The sequence below is a fragment of the Vreelandella jeotgali Hwa genome (assembly GCF_000334215.1).
Taxonomy (GTDB): Bacteria; Pseudomonadota; Gammaproteobacteria; order Pseudomonadales; family Halomonadaceae; genus Vreelandella; species Vreelandella jeotgali.
Map to the genome: position 1 here is coordinate 37,673 of NZ_AMQY01000013.1, position 15,031 is coordinate 52,703.

The window sequence follows — 15,031 nt, forward strand, 5'->3', positions numbered from 1 at the left end:
CACTCCCCTGGTTAACGGTCCACATCGGCCATGACGAAATCAATGCTGCCCAGATGCGCGACCAGATCCGGCACAAAGCCGCCGCGCATCAGCGCCGGAATCTGCTGCAGGTTGGGGAAGCTCGGCGTGCGAATACGCGTGCGGTAGCTCATGGTGCTGCCGTCGCTGGTCAAATAGTAGCTGTTGATACCCTTGGTCGCCTCGACCATCTGCAGCGACTCGTTGGCCGGGAGTACGGGCCCCCAGGACACCTGCAAAAAGTGCGTGATCAGCGTCTCGATGTGTTCGAGCATGCGCTCCCGGGGCGGCGGCGTGGTCAGCGGGTGGTCGGCCTTGAAGTCGCCGGCGGGCATGTGATCGATGCACTGCTGAATAATGCGCAGGCTCTGGCGCATTTCCTCGATGCGCAGCTGGCCGCGGTCGAAGGCGTCGCCGTTGCTGCCCAGCGGCACCTCGAAATCGAAATTCTCGTAGCCGGAGTAGGGGCGCTTTTTGCGCAGGTCGAAATCGCAGCCGGTGGCGCGCAGGTTGGGGCCGGTGATGCCCCAGTCGAAGGCGTTTTGCGTATCAAAGGCGGCGATATGGCGGGTCCGGTCGCGCACCAGCGAATTTTCCATCATGGTGCGCTCGTACTCTTTCAGCCGCGCGGGCATCCAGTTAACAAATTCCTGCATGATGCGGTCCCAGCCCTGGGGCAGGTCCTGCATCAGCCCGCCGATGCGAAACCACGCCGGGTGCATGCGAAAGCCGGTGATCGCTTCGATGACGTGGTAGGCCTTCTGGCGGTCGGTAAAGGTGAAAAACACCGGGGACATCGCGCCCAGGTCCTGCAGGTAGGTGCCCAGAAACAGCAGGTGGCTGGTAATGCGGAACAGCTCCGCCATCATCACCCGCACCGTGGCGGCGCGGTCGGTGACTTGAATGCCGGCAAGCTTTTCCACCGCCAGCACGTAGGGCAGGTTATTCATCACCCCGCCGGTGTAGTCGATGCGGTCGGTGTAGGGAATAAAGCTGTGCCAGGATTGGCGCTCGCCCATTTTCTCCGCGCCGCGGTGGTGGTAACCGATATCCGGCACGCAGTCGATGACTTCTTCGCCGTCGAGTTGCAGCACCACGCGAAACGCGCCGTGAGCGGACGGGTGGTTGGGGCCCAGGTTCAGAAACATGAACTCGGCGCCGTCGCGCTCGCGCTGCATGCCCCAGTCTTCGGGCACGAAACGCAGCGCGTCCTGCTCCTTGTCCTGGCCTTCCACGGTCAGAGTGTAGGGGTCGAACTCGGTGGCCCGGGCGTGATGGTCCTTGCGCAGCGGGTGACCGTTCCAGGTCGGCGGCATGAGAATACGGCGCAGGTTGGGGTGGCCGGCAAAGTCGATGCCGAACATGTCCCAGACTTCGCGCTCATACCAGTTGGCGTTGGGGTAGACCGAAATCACCGTGGGCAGCGAGAGGTCGCGTTCGTCCAGCGCCACCTTGAGCATAATATCGCGATTGCCGCTGACCGAGAGCAGCTGGTAGACCACGGAAAAGTCCGCCGCGGGCAGCCCGTCGCGGTGGCTGCGCATGCGCTCGTCCACGGCCGTCAGGTCGTAGAGCATCTCGAACGGCTCGGAGAGCCGGCGCAGGTCGGCGAGCACTTCAACGATAGCCTCGCGGCGTACCCAGAGCACCGGCATGCCGGTCAGCGTGGGCTGCTCGCAGTAAAGCTTGTCGCCGAAGCGTTCGCGTAGCGTGTGGACAATCGCGGCGGTGGCATCGGTGCTCATGGCTCTGTGCTCACGGTCATGCTGGGTCTCCCCTGGTGAAAGACGGTGCCCTGGTAAGAGGCGGCGCCGCTCGGAGTCGGGCGCTAAACGCTGTCCGGGGTGCGCAGCTCGGTGGCCTGAATCCGCTGATCGCGGTGTTTTTCCCGCTGCGAGGGCATTTCAGCGCGGTAGACGCCCTGGTCGCCGACAACCCAGGAAAGCGGCCGGCGCTCTTCCTGGATGGAATCCTGAAGCAGCTGCAGCCCCTGTAAAAAGGCTTCCGGGCGGGGCGGGCAGCCGGGCACGTAAACGTCCACGGGCAGGAATTTATCCACGCCCTGAACCACCGAGTAAATATCGTACATCCCGCCGGAGTTGGCGCAGGAGCCCATGGAAATCACCCATTTTGGCTCGAGCATCTGGTCGTAAAGCTGTTGAATCACCGGCGCCATCTTCACGAAGCAGGTGCCGGCGACGACCATGAAATCGGCCTGGCGCGGAGAGGCACGGATAACCTCGGCGCCGAAGCGGGAAATGTCGTGGGGCGCGGTAAACGCCGTGGTCATTTCCACGTAACAGCAGGAAAGTCCGAAGTTATACGGCCACAGCGAGTTCTTGCGCCCCCAGTTCACCGCCGAGTTCAGCACCTCTTCGAGCTTGCCGGTGAACACGCTGCGGTGTACCTGCTGCTTCATCGGGTCGTCGACGCGCTGACGCTCGCCCAGCGGGTAGCGATCGCTCTGCTGCGCCGCTGCATCGTCGGCCCGGGTCAGGGTGTATGCCATGTCATGCCTCCCGCCTGAAATCTCAGGGTGCTAGCGGATTGGAACGCTGGCGTTGTGCTGTAGGCGCGAGTCGGCCGCCGTTCAGCCGCGCCGGGCGCTGCCCCGGTGCATTCGCTCGCTGCCGCCGGGAGCCCAGTCGAGGGCGCCCGAACGATAGTCGTAAACCAGCCCGGCCAGCAGAATGAAGATGAAAGTGGCCGCTCCCCAAAAACCGGCCCAGCCGGCGTCACGCACCGAAATGGCCCAGGCAAAGAGGAAAACGGCTTCAATATCAAAGATCACGAACAGCATCGCGACCAGATAAAACTGGATGGAAAAGCGCTGGCGGGCGCTGCCCGCGCCGACGATGCCGCTTTCAAACGGAATCGGTTTGCTGCGTCCCTGGCTACGCCCGCCCAGCAGGGCAGAAGCGCCGAGCATGAACCCGCAAAGCAGGATAACGGCCAGTATAAAAAGCCCGGTGGCCCAGTGTTCGGCGATCAGCTCATTGGCACCGTCAAGTGGCATAAGAAATCCCCGTCATGGTTAAAGGACGAATTTTTAAAAGGCAGCGCTTCAAGGCCGGGTTCAGGTGCCATGCTCGACAGGCGTTGGCCCAAAAATAAGGGAACCCTGGACTTGAAGAAAAGAGGTCGCCAGCGGTCAACCGAGGCCGTTGGGCCGGTCGGCGTTGGCGGCGGTGCATACGGCCGTTGTGGCCGAGAGTATCCGGTGTATGGCGGTGAGCGTCGTTGCCGATACGCTGCCGTTGCCGATAGTTGACGGCTGCCGACGCGACCCTGCCATTTCGTTACCCGTTTATCGTTTGTGCCCCTACTCAAGCATTGATCGGGTCCATGATTCAAGGGCAACCAGGCGGCTGGCCGGGGCTATAGTCGTTGGCCATGTTCGGGGAAGACGGGGGGCAGGTCGACCCAATCCGGATGATATGTGGGTAAACGCTGGCACGTACACCTTGCAGGCGGGTTGCGTTACACTCGTTGGCAAAGCCCTGACAGTGAGTGATGCATGCCCGCTACTGCTCACAAAAGGTCCCTACAAAGCCCACACAAGGCAGGTTTTTGATGGCTGACGCGCCGACGGTTGTCATGATCGATAACTACGACAGCTTTACCTATAACATCGTCCAGTACCTGGGCGAGCTGGGTGCCGAGGTGCTGACCCGGCGCAATGACGCCATTGATTTTGCCGGTATCGAGGCGCTGTCACCGACCCATCTGGTGATTTCTCCCGGGCCCTGCACGCCCGACGAAGCGGGCATCTCGCTGGAGGCGATCCGTCATTTTGCCGGCAAGCTGCCGATTCTCGGCGTGTGTCTGGGACATCAGGCCATCGGCCAGGCGTATGGTGGCCGCGTGGTGCGCGCTCCCGAGGTCATGCACGGCAAGACCTCGTCCATCAGGCATTCGGGGCGCGGCGTGTTTGCCGGGCTGGACAACCCGCTGGCCGTCAGCCGCTATCATTCGCTGGTGGTTGACCGCGACAGCCTGCCCGACTGTCTGGAAGTCACCGCGCGCACGCCGGAGGACGACGTGACTCCCGGCGTGGTCATGGGATTTCGCCACCGCGAGCTGGACGTTGAAGGGGTGCAGTTTCATCCCGAATCGATTCTGACCTGCCAGGGACACGAGCTGCTGGCCAATTTTTTGCAACGCGCTTGAACCGGCGCATCACGAGCACGAGGCCCACGTTTTCATGCAGATGCGAGACGCGATTAATGCGCTGATGCGCCACGAAGATCTGTCATACGATCAGATGCACGAGCTGATGCGCGGCATCATGGTCGGCGATGCCGGCGATGCCCAGGTCGGCGCGCTGCTCATGGGATTGGCCATGAAAGGCGAATCCGCTACCGAGATAAGTGCCGCGGCGCAGGTAATGCGCGATTTGATGAATCGCGTCACGCCGGATATCGACAAGAGCGTGGTGGATATCGTGGGTACCGGCGGCGACGGTGCCAACCTGTTCAACGTCTCCACCGCTTCCAGCTTTGTGGCCGCCGCCGCCGGGGCGCGCGTGGCCAAGCACGGCGGGCGCAGCGTGTCGTCGTCGTCGGGCAGTGCGGACCTGTTCGACGTGGCGGGGATTTTTCTCAATCTCGACGCCGGCCAGGTCGCGCGCTGTATCGAGCATGTGAACGTGGGGTTCATGTTTGCCCCCAATCACCACCCGGCCATGCGCCACGCGGTAGGCCCGCGCCGGGAAATGGGCGTGCGCACGCTGTTCAATATCCTCGGCCCGCTGACCAACCCCGCCGGCGCGCCCAATCAGTTGCTGGGCGTCTACGACCCTGAACTCGTGCCGCTGCTGGCCGAGGTGTTGCAAAAGCTCGGCAGCCATCATGTGATGGTGGTGCACTCCGACGACGGGCTGGATGAAATCTCTCTCGCCGCTCCCACCCTGGTGGCCGAGCTGAAAGACGGCGAGATTACCCGGTATCGCATTACCCCGGAAGAGCTGGGCATTGAACGCCAAAGCCTTGAAGCGCTTCAGGCCGACGGCGTGGAAGATAGTCTACGGCTGGTCAAAATGGCCCTGAGCGGCGAAGGCGCGCCGGCGGATATCGTCTCGCTCAACGCCGGTGCCGCGCTTTACTGCGCCGGCGTGGCGGACTCCCTGAAGGAAGGCGTACGTCTGGCGCGCAATGCCCAGCTCGACAGACTACCGCTGGAAAAAATGCACGAGCTGTCGCGCTTTACGACTCAGTTCAAACCCCAATCCCAGTGAGATGAGACCATGAGCGACCAGGCCACACCCACCGTGTTACCCCGCATTCTGGCGTGCAAGGACAGAGAAGTCAGCGAGCGCCGTCAGGCCGTTCCGGAGGCCGACCTTGTGGCGCTGGCGGAACAGCAGCCCGCGCCGCGCGGCTTTATCAGGGCGCTGAACGCCCGCATGGCGGCGGGAGACGCGGCGGTGATCGCCGAGATCAAGAAGGCCTCGCCGTCGAAAGGGGTGATCCGCGAGGATTTTGCCCCGGCCGGGATTGCCAAAAGCTACGCGGAAGGCGGCGCAGCCTGCCTGTCAGTACTCACCGATGCGGATTTCTTCCAGGGCCACGAGGACTACCTGATCGCCGCTCGGGACGCCTGCGCGCTGCCGGTGATCCGCAAGGACTTCATCACCCACGGCTATCAGGTCACCGAATCCCGGGCCATCGGCGCCGACTGCATCCTGCTTATCGTCGCCGCGCTGAGCGATGAGCAACTGGCTGACCTCAACCGCCGGGCGCACGCGCTGGGCATGGACGTGCTGGTGGAAGTCCACGACGCCGAGGAGCTGGAGCGTGCCCTTGAACTCGATCTTGAGCTTGTCGGCATCAACAACCGCAACCTGCATACCTTCGAGACCACGCTCGACACCACGCTGGCACTGCTCGAAAAAGTGCCCGAAGGCGTCACGGTAATCACCGAATCCGGCATCCATACGCCGGAAGACGTCGCCAAAATGCGCGACCATCGCGTTAACGGCTTTCTGGTGGGTGAGGCTTTTATGCGCGAGGAAGACCCCGGCAAGGCGCTGGAAGGAATGTTTTTCCGCTAATGTTTTTTATGGCAGTGCTGATTGATAATAATAGGTGCATGCCATAAAGACAGCAGACGCTCGTCAGAGATATATTGGCGTGCGCTTTTATACCGGGAAGCCGTGGTGGCTGCCATCCGGCATTTCGATATCCAGTCGTATACGTCCGCCAATGGTTTCAACATAGCGTTTAAGTGAGCTTAGGCGCAGGTTCTGACCGTTTTTTTCCAGTCCCGCTACGGTTGGTTGCCTGACACCCATGGCATCAGCCATTTGTGCCTGCGTCATATCAACCAGCTGGCGCAGTTCGGCAAGGCGTAGATCCAGCAGTACTTCGTCAGCTTTTTCTCGTGCCGCAGCGATGACTTCCGGCTGTTCACTCGCCAACAAGTCGTCCAGATTGCGTGCCATGATGCTTACCTCATATCAGGTTTTTCAGGTGGGCTGCATATTCCTGATCCGCAATAGGGATCATCACGTCGTAGAAATGTTTGTCATTACCCCCTTTATCGCCTGCACAAAGCAAAATGCCGTTACGATGGGGGTCAAATGCATAGAAAGCCCTGATCGGACGGCCCTGGCTTTGAATGCGTAACTCTTTCATATTGCGATGCCGTGAGCCATTGAGCGTATCCGCGTATGGCCGTGTGAGCATGGGTCCCAGTTCATGCAGCAGGAAAATAGCGGTCAGAACATTCTCGCGGTCAGCCGCTTTCAGCGCGTGATACCAGTTTTCGAATCTCTCCGTCTGCTGTATCAACCACATTATAGCCTCCTTGCTATAGGTTTAAATCTATATAGCTTTTATCCTATTGTAAAGCTTTCCTCTGGGTTGGTTGTTGTGGCTGAAAGGTATCTCTGTGCTGCTCAACCGCTGCGCTTCATTGCTGTAAGCAGGGCCTGTAGCGGATGGGGCAGGGTGGCGTTTGAGAAGCGGCTGGCCTGACTGCGGCAGGAGTAGCCGGTGGCCAGAAGGCGGCCGGGGCTTTCTTCGGCTTCGACCATGGGCTGCCAGGATTGGGCGTAGACGGTTTTCGACGTTTCGACGTTGCGGGTTTCGTGCCCGTAGGTGCCCGACATGCCGCAGCAGCCGCTGGCGAGCGTTTCAAGCTCCAGGCCGAAGGCGGCGAACACCTGCTGCCAGGCTTCGGGCGCTCGGGGCTCGCTGGTCTTTTCGGTGCAGTGGGAAAGCAGGCGGTAGCCGCCGGCAACGCCGTTAAGCGGCGCGGCCGGCAGGGTGTGCAGCCGCTCGACAAGCCATTCCTGCAGCAGTTGCACCGGCGGCACGGCGTCGTCCCCCAGCGCTTTAACGTATTCCTGCCGATAGCACAGCGTCATCGCCGGGTCGATGCCCACCAGCGGCACGCCGAAGCCCGCCAGGGTGCGCAGGCGCCGCGCCTGTTTTTCCGCCGTGCGGTTGAACGCGCCCAAAAAGCCCTGGACGTTGAGCGATTTGCCGTTGGCGGCGTAGGGCATGACGAATACACGCATATCAAGCCGGGACAAGAGCTCGATGACGTCCATGACCATTTGCGCTTCAAAGTGGGTGGTGAAGGCGTCCTGGACGATAATGACGCTTTTCGCGCGCTGCTGTTCGGTAAGCAGGCCAAGCGCGGTGGGGGTGGCGGGGCTGACGCCCCAGGCCTTGAGCTGTTTTTTCAGGCTGGCGCGGGAAATCGTCGGCGAATCGCTCATGCCCACCCCGCGGCGCATCAGGGCGTCCACCAGGCGGCTGGTGATCAGGCCGTTGTACAGCGGCGCGACGTTGGCAAGCGTCGGCAGCATGAATTCGGTGGTGCCGATCAGATAGTCACGCGGCGGGCGCAGGTAGCGGCCGTGGTAGACCTCGAGAAACTGCGAGCGAAACTGCGGCACGTTGACCTTCACCGGGCACTGGCTGGCGCAGGACTTGCACGCCAGGCAGCCGGCCATGGCCTCGTAGACCTGGTGGGAATAGTCGTCGCGGCCGCGGCGGCTCAGGGTGTTGTAGGCGCGCAGCGGCAGGTGGGCGATAAAGCCCCAAACGCCCTCGGTTTTTTTCCTGCGCGATTCTTCCACCACGTCGACGCCGGCGGCGTTTTGCAACCGTAGCCATTCGCGTATCAGGCTGGCGCGGCCCTTGGGCGAGTGGATGCGCTGGCGGGTCGCCTTCCAGGACGGGCACATGGGGTCGTCGACGTCGTGGTTGTAGCAGGCACCGTTGCCGTTGCAGTACACCGCCGCGTTATAGGACTGCCAGGCGCGCTCGTCAATGGTGCGGTCGAGCTCGCCGCGGGTAGTCACGCCGTCGATGGCCAGCAGCGCCGGGTCGCTTTCCCGGGCGATGAGCCCGCCTTCGTGACGCGGCGAGGCGATCTTGCCCGGGTTGAGCTGGTTGTGCGGGTCGAAGGCGGCCTTGACCCGCTGCAGGCTGGGGTACAGCTCACCGAAGAATTTGGGCGTGTACTCCGAGCGGATGCCCTTGCCGTGTTCGCCCCACAGCAGGCCGTGGTAGCGGTGGGTCAGTTCGGCGACTTCGTCGGAAATCTCACGGATCAGCCGCGCCTGGTCGGGATCTTTCATGTCGATGGCCGGGCGTACGTGAAGCACACCGGCGTCGACGTGGCCGAACATGCCGTATTCAAGCGCGTGACGGTCGAGCACGGCGCGAAAGTCGGCGATGTAGTCGGCCAGGTGTTCCGGCGGCACGGCGGTATCTTCAACAAACGGAATCGGGCGCTTTTCGCCCCCGGCGTTGCCCAGCAGGCCCACCGCGCGCTTGCGCATGGCGTAGACCCGCTGAATCGCGTTGCGGCCCTGGGCCAGGGTGTAGCCTAGCCGCGAGACGCTGGCATCGTCGGCCAGGTGGCGGGTAAAGGCCGCCACGCGCTCGGCGAGTCTGTCCGGATCGTCATCGTTGAACTCCACCAGGTTGATGCCGCGAATGGGCGTGTCGCCGTCGGGGAAGAACTCGGCCGCGCCGTTCCAGACGACATCCTGCATGGCCAGCAGCAGCACGCTGTCGTCGATGGTTTCAATCGAAGTGGGCGCGGCATCGCTTGCCATCAGCGCCGTGGCATCCCCGAGCGCCTCCATGAAGCCGGCGTAGCGCACGTTGACCAGCGTTGAATGCCCGGGAATGGGCAGGACGTTGAGCACCGCCTCGTTCAGCAGCCCCAGCGAGCCTTCCGAGCCGCACAGCAGGCTGTTGATATCCAGGCGCTGTTCCGCATCGCGCAGGTGGGCCAGGTCGTAGCCGGTCAGGCAGCGGTTGAGCGGCGGGAACTTCTCGGCGATCAGTTCGCCCTTGCGGTCGATGATGTCGGCGGCGGTGCGGTGAATATCGCCGATCCTGCCATCCCGGGCGCTTTGTTCGCGTTCTGCATCCGGCTCAAGGGCGCGGCTGGTCAGACGCTTGCCGCCCAGCAGTACGGTGTCGAGCTCGAGCACGTGATCCCGGGTCTTGCCATATTCGCAGCTGCCCTGGCCGCTGGCGTCGGTGGAAATCATCCCGCCGACGGTAGCGCGGTTGGAGGTGGACAGGTCCGGGGCAAAAAACAGCCCGTAGGGCTTGAGCGCGGCGTTGAGTTGGTCCTTGACCACGCCGGCCTGAACCCGTACCTGGCGGTTTTCCGCGTCGATCTCGAGGATGTCGTTCATGTGCCGGGAGACATCCACCACCAGCCCGTCGGTCAACGACTGGCCGTTGGTGCCGGTGCCCCCGCCTCGCGGCGCCAGCGCAATGTTGCGGTGGGGCATTTCACCGGCGAGCTTGGCGATGCGGTCAAGGTCCTCGGCGTGGCGAGGGTAAAGCACTGCCTGGGGCAGGCGCTGATAGATGGAGTTGTCCGTGGCGAGCACGGTGCGGTTGGCGTAGTCGGGGGCGATATCGCCGTCGAAACCGCTGGCCTTGAGCGCCTCCAGAAAGCGCACGTAGTCGGCGCTGACGTGCTCAAGGGGAACCGTATGCCGAGTCAGGGATGCAATCATGTTGAGAGTACGCCGTTATCGCCCGCCGGACCGGGCCGCTGAAAAGTGGACGAAGATGAGTAAGATGGACAAAAAAGGTGGACGAGGGTGACAGACACAGAGTTTAACGCAGCCGCCAGGGCGCTGCACACGCGCCCGGAGCCGGCGCTCAATCCGCCGTATCGTCCAGTGCTTCGCTGACGATGGCGCTCGACGCTTCCGACATGGGCAGTTCGAGCGCCAGTTCGTGCGCCCGGGGCGACATCTTGCGCCAGGTTTTCTGCACGATGCGGATCATGCGCTCGCGCTCGATGGTGCGGGAAAAGTCGGCGAAGTAGTTTTCCAGAAACGCCAGGCAGGCGCAGTCTTCCAGCGTCTGTACCTCGGCGTCGCGCTTGAGCCCCTTTTTGTTGATGATGCTGGCGGTGCGCTCGGCGTCGTCTTCGCTGTAGCCGGCCTCAACCATGAGCCGGGCGGCGGTCTCGCCGGCGCGTTTGCCCTGGTCGCGGCGCCAGGTCAAATAGCCCGTGCGGCCGTCGGGGTAGTCGGCCCGGGGCACCTGCCAGCGCTCCAGATGCTGGGCGCGCACGGCCAGGCGCAACGGTTCGGACGGCGCGCTTTCCAGCTGGGCAAGCCAGGCGGTCATGCGCCGGGCGTAGACCAGCTCGGCGGGTTCGGTTGTGTCGTGGATCTCGACGGTTTTGGGATCGTCGCGGTGTAGGTCGTCCAGCGCGTTGAACACGCGGATGAAAGGCGTGGAAGACGAAGTGCGGGTCATGGCGGCTCGCTGTGATGGCTTGAATCGATGGATATCAGTGACGGGTATCGATGACCAACCATAGCTCCACGGCGGGCTTTTGCCTACAATAATGGCCTTTGTCACGGGCGTGCTGCGTCGCGTGTCTTTACTCTCAGCCCGGAGGATATTACATGCTCGACCCGAAACTGCTGCGCGGTGATCTGGAAGCGGTGGCACAACAGCTGGCCCGCCGTGGCTTCAGTCTGGACGTTGACGGACTTACTGCGTTGGAGTCCCGCCGCCGCGAGCTGCAAACCCGCACCGAGGAGTTGCAGGGCGAGCGCAATACCCGCTCAAAGGCGATCGGCAAGGCCAAGGCCAACGGCGAGGACATTCAGCCGCTGCTGGACGAGGTGAGCGATCTGGGCGACCGGCTGGATGCGGCCAAGCAGGCGCTGATGGATGCGCAGGCCGAGTGGGACGATGCGGTCAGCGGGATTCCCAACCTGCCCCACGACAGCGTCCCCGAGGGGGAGAGCGAAGACGACAACGTCGAGCTACATCGCGTCGGCACGCCCCGCGACTTTGATTTTGACGTTCTGGATCACGTCGATCTGGGCCGGAAGTCGGGCTATCTCGATTTTGACCTGGCGGTCAAGCTTACCGGCGCGCGCTTTGCCGTTATGCGCGGCCCGGTAGCACGGCTGCACCGGGCGCTGGCGCAGTTCATGCTGGATACCCAGACGCTCGCGCACGGCTACGAAGAATGCTACGTGCCCTACATCGTCAACCGTGACTCGTTGAGGGGCACCGGCCAGCTGCCCAAGTTCGGCGAGGACCTGTTCCGCCTGGACGACGAGCGCGAGTTTCACCTGATTCCCACCGGTGAAGTGCCGCTGACCAACTTCGTCCGCGACGAAATCGTCGAGGCCGATGCGCTGCCCATGAAACTCACCGCGCACACGCCGTGCTTCCGCAGCGAGGCGGGCTCTCACGGCAAGGATACCCGGGGCATGATCCGTCAGCACCAGTTCGACAAGGTGGAAATGGTGCAGATTGTCGAGCCGGAGCACAGCTACGCGGCTCTGGAAGACATGCGCGGCCATGCCGAGGCGCTGCTTCAGGCGCTGGATCTGCCGTATCGCGTGGTCACGCTATGCACCGGTGATATGGGCGCCAGCGCGGCGAAGACCTATGATCTGGAAGTCTGGCTGCCCAGCCAGGAGACCTACCGCGAGATTTCCTCGGTGTCCAACTGCGAGGATTTTCAGGCGCGGCGGATGCAGGCCCGCTACCGCAAGCCGGAGGCAAAAAAGCCGCAGCTGGTGCATACGCTCAACGGCTCCGGCCTGGCGGTCGGGCGCTGCCTGCTGGCGGTGCTGGAAAACCACCAGCAGGCCGACGGCTCGGTGACCATTCCCGAGCCGCTGCGTGGCTACATGGGCGGCGCGGCGTCGATCGCGCTTTAATCGTCGGGCGCAGCTTTTAACCTCCACTCGACGTTGACCCCGGCATTGATGTCGATAGTGCCGGGGCGATAGTCCGCCTCCCGAGTCGACGAGGTCGACTGGCGTTGCGCATCGGCCCTCACGCTCATCATGCGCGGCGTAAAGCCGGGCGAGCGGGTTTCCTCGATGCGCTGTACGCGGCCCAGCTTCACATCCAGCGTTTCCGCCATCAGGCCGGCCTTGTGGCGGGCTTTTTCCAGTGCCTGGGCGAGGGCGTCATCGGTTGCCGCCTGGCGGTCCTTGAGGTCCAGGCTGACGCCGTCAAGACGGTTGACGTTGGCCGCCATCAGCGCGTCGAGCACCTTTTCCAGCCGATCAAGGTCGTTCAGTTCCACGGTAACCGGGCGCTCTACTCGCGTGCGCGTCAGGGTTTTGTGGCTTTCCTCGCTATTGTCACGAGTCGAGACCTCCTGTTCGCGCCGGGGAAAGACACGCAGCGAGCCGGCGTTAACCGCTTCGTCCGGGAGGTCGTCTCCCAGGGTGTCAAGCAGTTCTGCCGCGCGCTGTTCCAGGGTATTGCGCGCTTGCTGGCGGGCTTCCTGCTGTTGCTGGCGCTGCGGCTTTGCGGTCGGATCGAAGGCGGGCGTTTCTTCCCACAGACGGGCGCGGATGGTGGCCTGGTCGGGTGCGACCTGTATGCTGGACTGCGCCTGCACCTGAAGACCGGCATCCGGATCGGCGCTGGCCGGCGAGGCGACGGCAAGCGTGGTCAGCGCCAGCGTGGCGCACATCAGCGTAGGCGGCAGGGCCCGTTGAATCAGCGGGCGATGCCGGCGGCGTGGTGTGACTGCCAGGTTATTCATAAATGAATCCTCCCGGGTGGTTGAGCATGCCGTAAAGCGGCGGTTGCTCGGACTCGTTGTTTGCGTCGGTTTTCAGGCAAGCAGTAACGTCTGAGGCACCCGGAAGCCGCGTAAAGTTCGACTTGCACAATCATTGCGGGTTTTGCCCCATAGGTTTCGGCATGCCGGCGGCGGGGCGCGGGTGTGTCGCGGCCCGAGTCTGCGACATGCAAGCGTAGCGCGGCATGAGTTTGTACGGCGCCCCAAATCACGCGATCATGCGCATGCCAATCATCAGAGACGCCCGATATGCTCAACGAATCCGATCAGAGCTACCGCAGTATACCGCTGAATGCCACCCTGGCGCTTGCCGCGCTGGTGGTGATTATCGGCGGCATGAAACTGGGCGCCGGCCTGCTGGTTCCGCTGCTGCTGGCGTTTTTCATCGCCGTGGTGTGTACCGAGCCGATCAACTGGTTGCACAGCCGAGGGCTGCCCATGCGCCTGGCCGTACTGCTCACGCTGTTGGTGCTCATGGGGCTGGTGACGCTGCTGGGCTTTCTGGTCGCCAACAGCTTCAGCACCTTTGTCGAGGCGCTGCCGGATATCGAAACCCGGCTGCGTCAGGCCTACTGGCAGATTCTGAACCGGCTGTCGTCTCTGGGACTCGCTATTGATCCCGAAGAAATCAAGGCGCTGTTCGGCGGGGCGGGCGATACGTCCTGGGTGTCCAGCCTGCTGGGCGAAGTGGGCAACTTCTTCATGCAGAGCATGGTGGTATCGCTGCTGGTGGTCTTCATGATGTTCGAGACGCTGAATTTTCGTAACAAGGTGTCGCTGGCGTTGGCCAATCCGGCGCCGAGCCTCCAGCGTTTTGCCGAGTTCAGCGTTACGCTCAAGCGCTATCTGGCGGTCAAGACGATCATCAGCCTGATGACCGGCATCCTTATCTGGCTGGCCTGCCTGCTGGTGGGCGTCAAGTTTGCCCTGCTGTGGGCGGTGCTGGCGTTTGCACTGAATTTTATTCCCAATATCGGCTCGGCGATTGCGGCGGTGCCGCCGGTGCTGCTGTTGCTGGTGAGCCAGGACGGCGGGCTGTGGGAAGCGTTTCTGCTCTCGCTGGTCTATCTGGGGGTCAATTTCGTGCTTGGCAACCTCCTGGAGCCGCGGCTGATGGGGCGGGCGCTGGGGCTGTCCACGCTGGTGGCGTTTTTATCGCTGGTGGTATGGGGCTGGATTTTCGGCGTCGTCGGCATGCTGCTGTCGGTTCTGCTGACCATGACGCTGAAAATCGCCCTGGACAGCCATCCGCAAACCCGCTGGATGGCGCACCTGCTGGGGCCGGGGGCGCATATTCAAGGGGAAGAAAAGAGTCGGCGCCTGCGTCAGGCGAGGCAACCGCCGTCGAAACGCCAGCCTTGAATGGCATGGATGGCGTCATTGACGGAAACGGCTGCAGGCAGCAGATGACGATAGGGGTCATGGAGCCAGGGGTGATGGCGCCAGGGGGAATGGAGTTAGAGGGGATGTCGGTAGGGGCGATGGCAGCAGATCAGCGAAGACCGGCTTGACGCCTACCGCTGACGCATGGCCGCTGGCGCGGCCATGCGTCGGACCCGTTGCCGATCGTTGGGCGATCAGGCGTTCTGGTCGAGGAACTGGCCGAGCTGCGACTTGGACTGGGCGCCGACCAGCGAGGCCACCTTGGTGCCGGACTTGAACAGCATGACCGTGGGCACGCCGCGCACGCCCTGCTCGGCGGCGATTTCCGGCGCGTCGTCCACGTTGACGCTAACGACCTTGATGCTGTCGTCGCGCTCGTCGGCGATCTCGTCAACCACCGGTGCCATCACCTTGCAGGGGCCGCACCAGGGGGCCCAGAACTTCAGCAGTACCGGGTGTTCGGCGTTAAGGACTTCCTGTTCGAAATTGGCGTTGGTGACATCAACATTGGACATGGGGGTTCTCCCGTTGGCGTTGCTTTGGGTGTGTCGTTACCGCGTCT

The 15,031-nt window shown here is 62.9% G+C and carries 14 protein-coding genes; 5 read left to right on the forward strand and 9 right to left on the reverse strand.

Going from position 1 to position 15,031, the window contains the following annotated elements:
• Positions 1-11: 11 nt before the first annotated feature.
• The 3 genes from nuoC to ndhC form a co-directional block, all read right to left on the reverse strand.
• Positions 12-1,763, reverse strand: a complete 1,752-nt coding sequence (gene nuoC / locus C793_RS0105715; protein WP_017429983.1) for an NADH-quinone oxidoreductase subunit C/D — start codon at positions 1,761-1,763, stop codon at positions 12-14.
• An 83-nt stretch (positions 1,764-1,846) separates the two neighbouring features.
• A complete protein-coding gene (locus tag C793_RS0105720) occupies positions 1,847-2,527 on the reverse strand; it encodes an NADH-quinone oxidoreductase subunit B (RefSeq protein WP_017429984.1) in 681 nt (226 codons plus the stop codon).
• 81 nt (positions 2,528-2,608) lie between these two features.
• Complete coding sequence (gene ndhC, locus C793_RS0105725) at positions 2,609-3,034, reverse strand: NADH-quinone oxidoreductase subunit A (RefSeq protein WP_017429985.1); 426 nt, start codon at positions 3,032-3,034, stop codon at positions 2,609-2,611.
• 557 nt (positions 3,035-3,591) lie between these two features.
• On the opposite strand from ndhC, the gene C793_RS0105730 reads away from it, so the two are divergent.
• Genes C793_RS0105730 through trpC form a run of 3 tightly spaced genes read left to right on the forward strand, consistent with a single transcriptional unit; the run spans position 3,592 to position 6,070 of the window.
• Positions 3,592-4,188, forward strand: coding sequence for an anthranilate synthase component II (locus tag C793_RS0105730; protein WP_017429986.1), 597 nt, complete (start codon positions 3,592-3,594; stop codon positions 4,186-4,188).
• 34 nt (positions 4,189-4,222) lie between these two features.
• Positions 4,223-5,254, forward strand: coding sequence for an anthranilate phosphoribosyltransferase (trpD, locus tag C793_RS0105735; protein WP_017429987.1), 1,032 nt, complete (start codon positions 4,223-4,225; stop codon positions 5,252-5,254).
• Between the two features lie 9 nt (positions 5,255-5,263).
• On the forward strand, positions 5,264-6,070 hold the full coding sequence (gene trpC, locus C793_RS0105740; protein ID WP_017429988.1) for an indole-3-glycerol phosphate synthase TrpC: 807 nt from the start codon (positions 5,264-5,266) through the stop codon (positions 6,068-6,070).
• An 87-nt stretch (positions 6,071-6,157) separates the two neighbouring features.
• On the opposite strand, the gene C793_RS0105745 is transcribed toward trpC, so the two are convergent.
• The 4 genes from C793_RS0105745 to C793_RS0105760 form a co-directional block, all read right to left on the reverse strand.
• Complete coding sequence (locus C793_RS0105745) at positions 6,158-6,460, reverse strand: helix-turn-helix domain-containing protein (protein ID WP_017429989.1); 303 nt, start codon at positions 6,458-6,460, stop codon at positions 6,158-6,160.
• Positions 6,461-6,470: 10 nt separating this feature from the next.
• Complete coding sequence (locus tag C793_RS0105750) at positions 6,471-6,815, reverse strand: type II toxin-antitoxin system RelE/ParE family toxin (protein WP_017429990.1); 345 nt, start codon at positions 6,813-6,815, stop codon at positions 6,471-6,473.
• Positions 6,816-6,916: 101 nt separating this feature from the next.
• Positions 6,917-10,018, reverse strand: a complete 3,102-nt coding sequence (ydiJ, locus tag C793_RS0105755; protein WP_017429991.1) for a D-2-hydroxyglutarate dehydrogenase YdiJ — start codon at positions 10,016-10,018, stop codon at positions 6,917-6,919.
• 148 nt (positions 10,019-10,166) lie between these two features.
• Complete coding sequence (locus C793_RS0105760) at positions 10,167-10,775, reverse strand: DUF4202 domain-containing protein (RefSeq protein ID WP_017429992.1); 609 nt, start codon at positions 10,773-10,775, stop codon at positions 10,167-10,169.
• Between the two features lie 152 nt (positions 10,776-10,927).
• Between C793_RS0105760 and serS the strand changes: the two genes are divergently transcribed.
• A complete protein-coding gene (gene serS, locus C793_RS0105765; RefSeq protein ID WP_017429993.1) occupies positions 10,928-12,205 on the forward strand; it encodes a serine--tRNA ligase in 1,278 nt (425 codons plus the stop codon).
• Here serS and C793_RS0105770 read toward each other — a convergent pair.
• A complete protein-coding gene (locus C793_RS0105770; protein WP_017429994.1) occupies positions 12,202-13,047 on the reverse strand; it encodes an SIMPL domain-containing protein in 846 nt (281 codons plus the stop codon). The genes serS and C793_RS0105770 overlap by 4 nt on opposite strands.
• 288 nt (positions 13,048-13,335) lie before the next feature.
• Here C793_RS0105770 and C793_RS0105775 point away from each other — a divergent pair, with 288 nt between their 5' ends.
• Positions 13,336-14,448, forward strand: coding sequence for an AI-2E family transporter (locus tag C793_RS0105775; RefSeq protein ID WP_017429995.1), 1,113 nt, complete (start codon positions 13,336-13,338; stop codon positions 14,446-14,448).
• A 215-nt stretch (positions 14,449-14,663) separates the two neighbouring features.
• On the opposite strand, the gene trxA is transcribed toward C793_RS0105775, so the two are convergent.
• Entirely contained in the window at positions 14,664-14,984 is a 321-nt protein-coding gene (gene trxA / locus C793_RS0105785; protein ID WP_017429996.1) for a thioredoxin, read from the reverse strand.
• Positions 14,985-15,031: the final 47 nt, after the last annotated feature.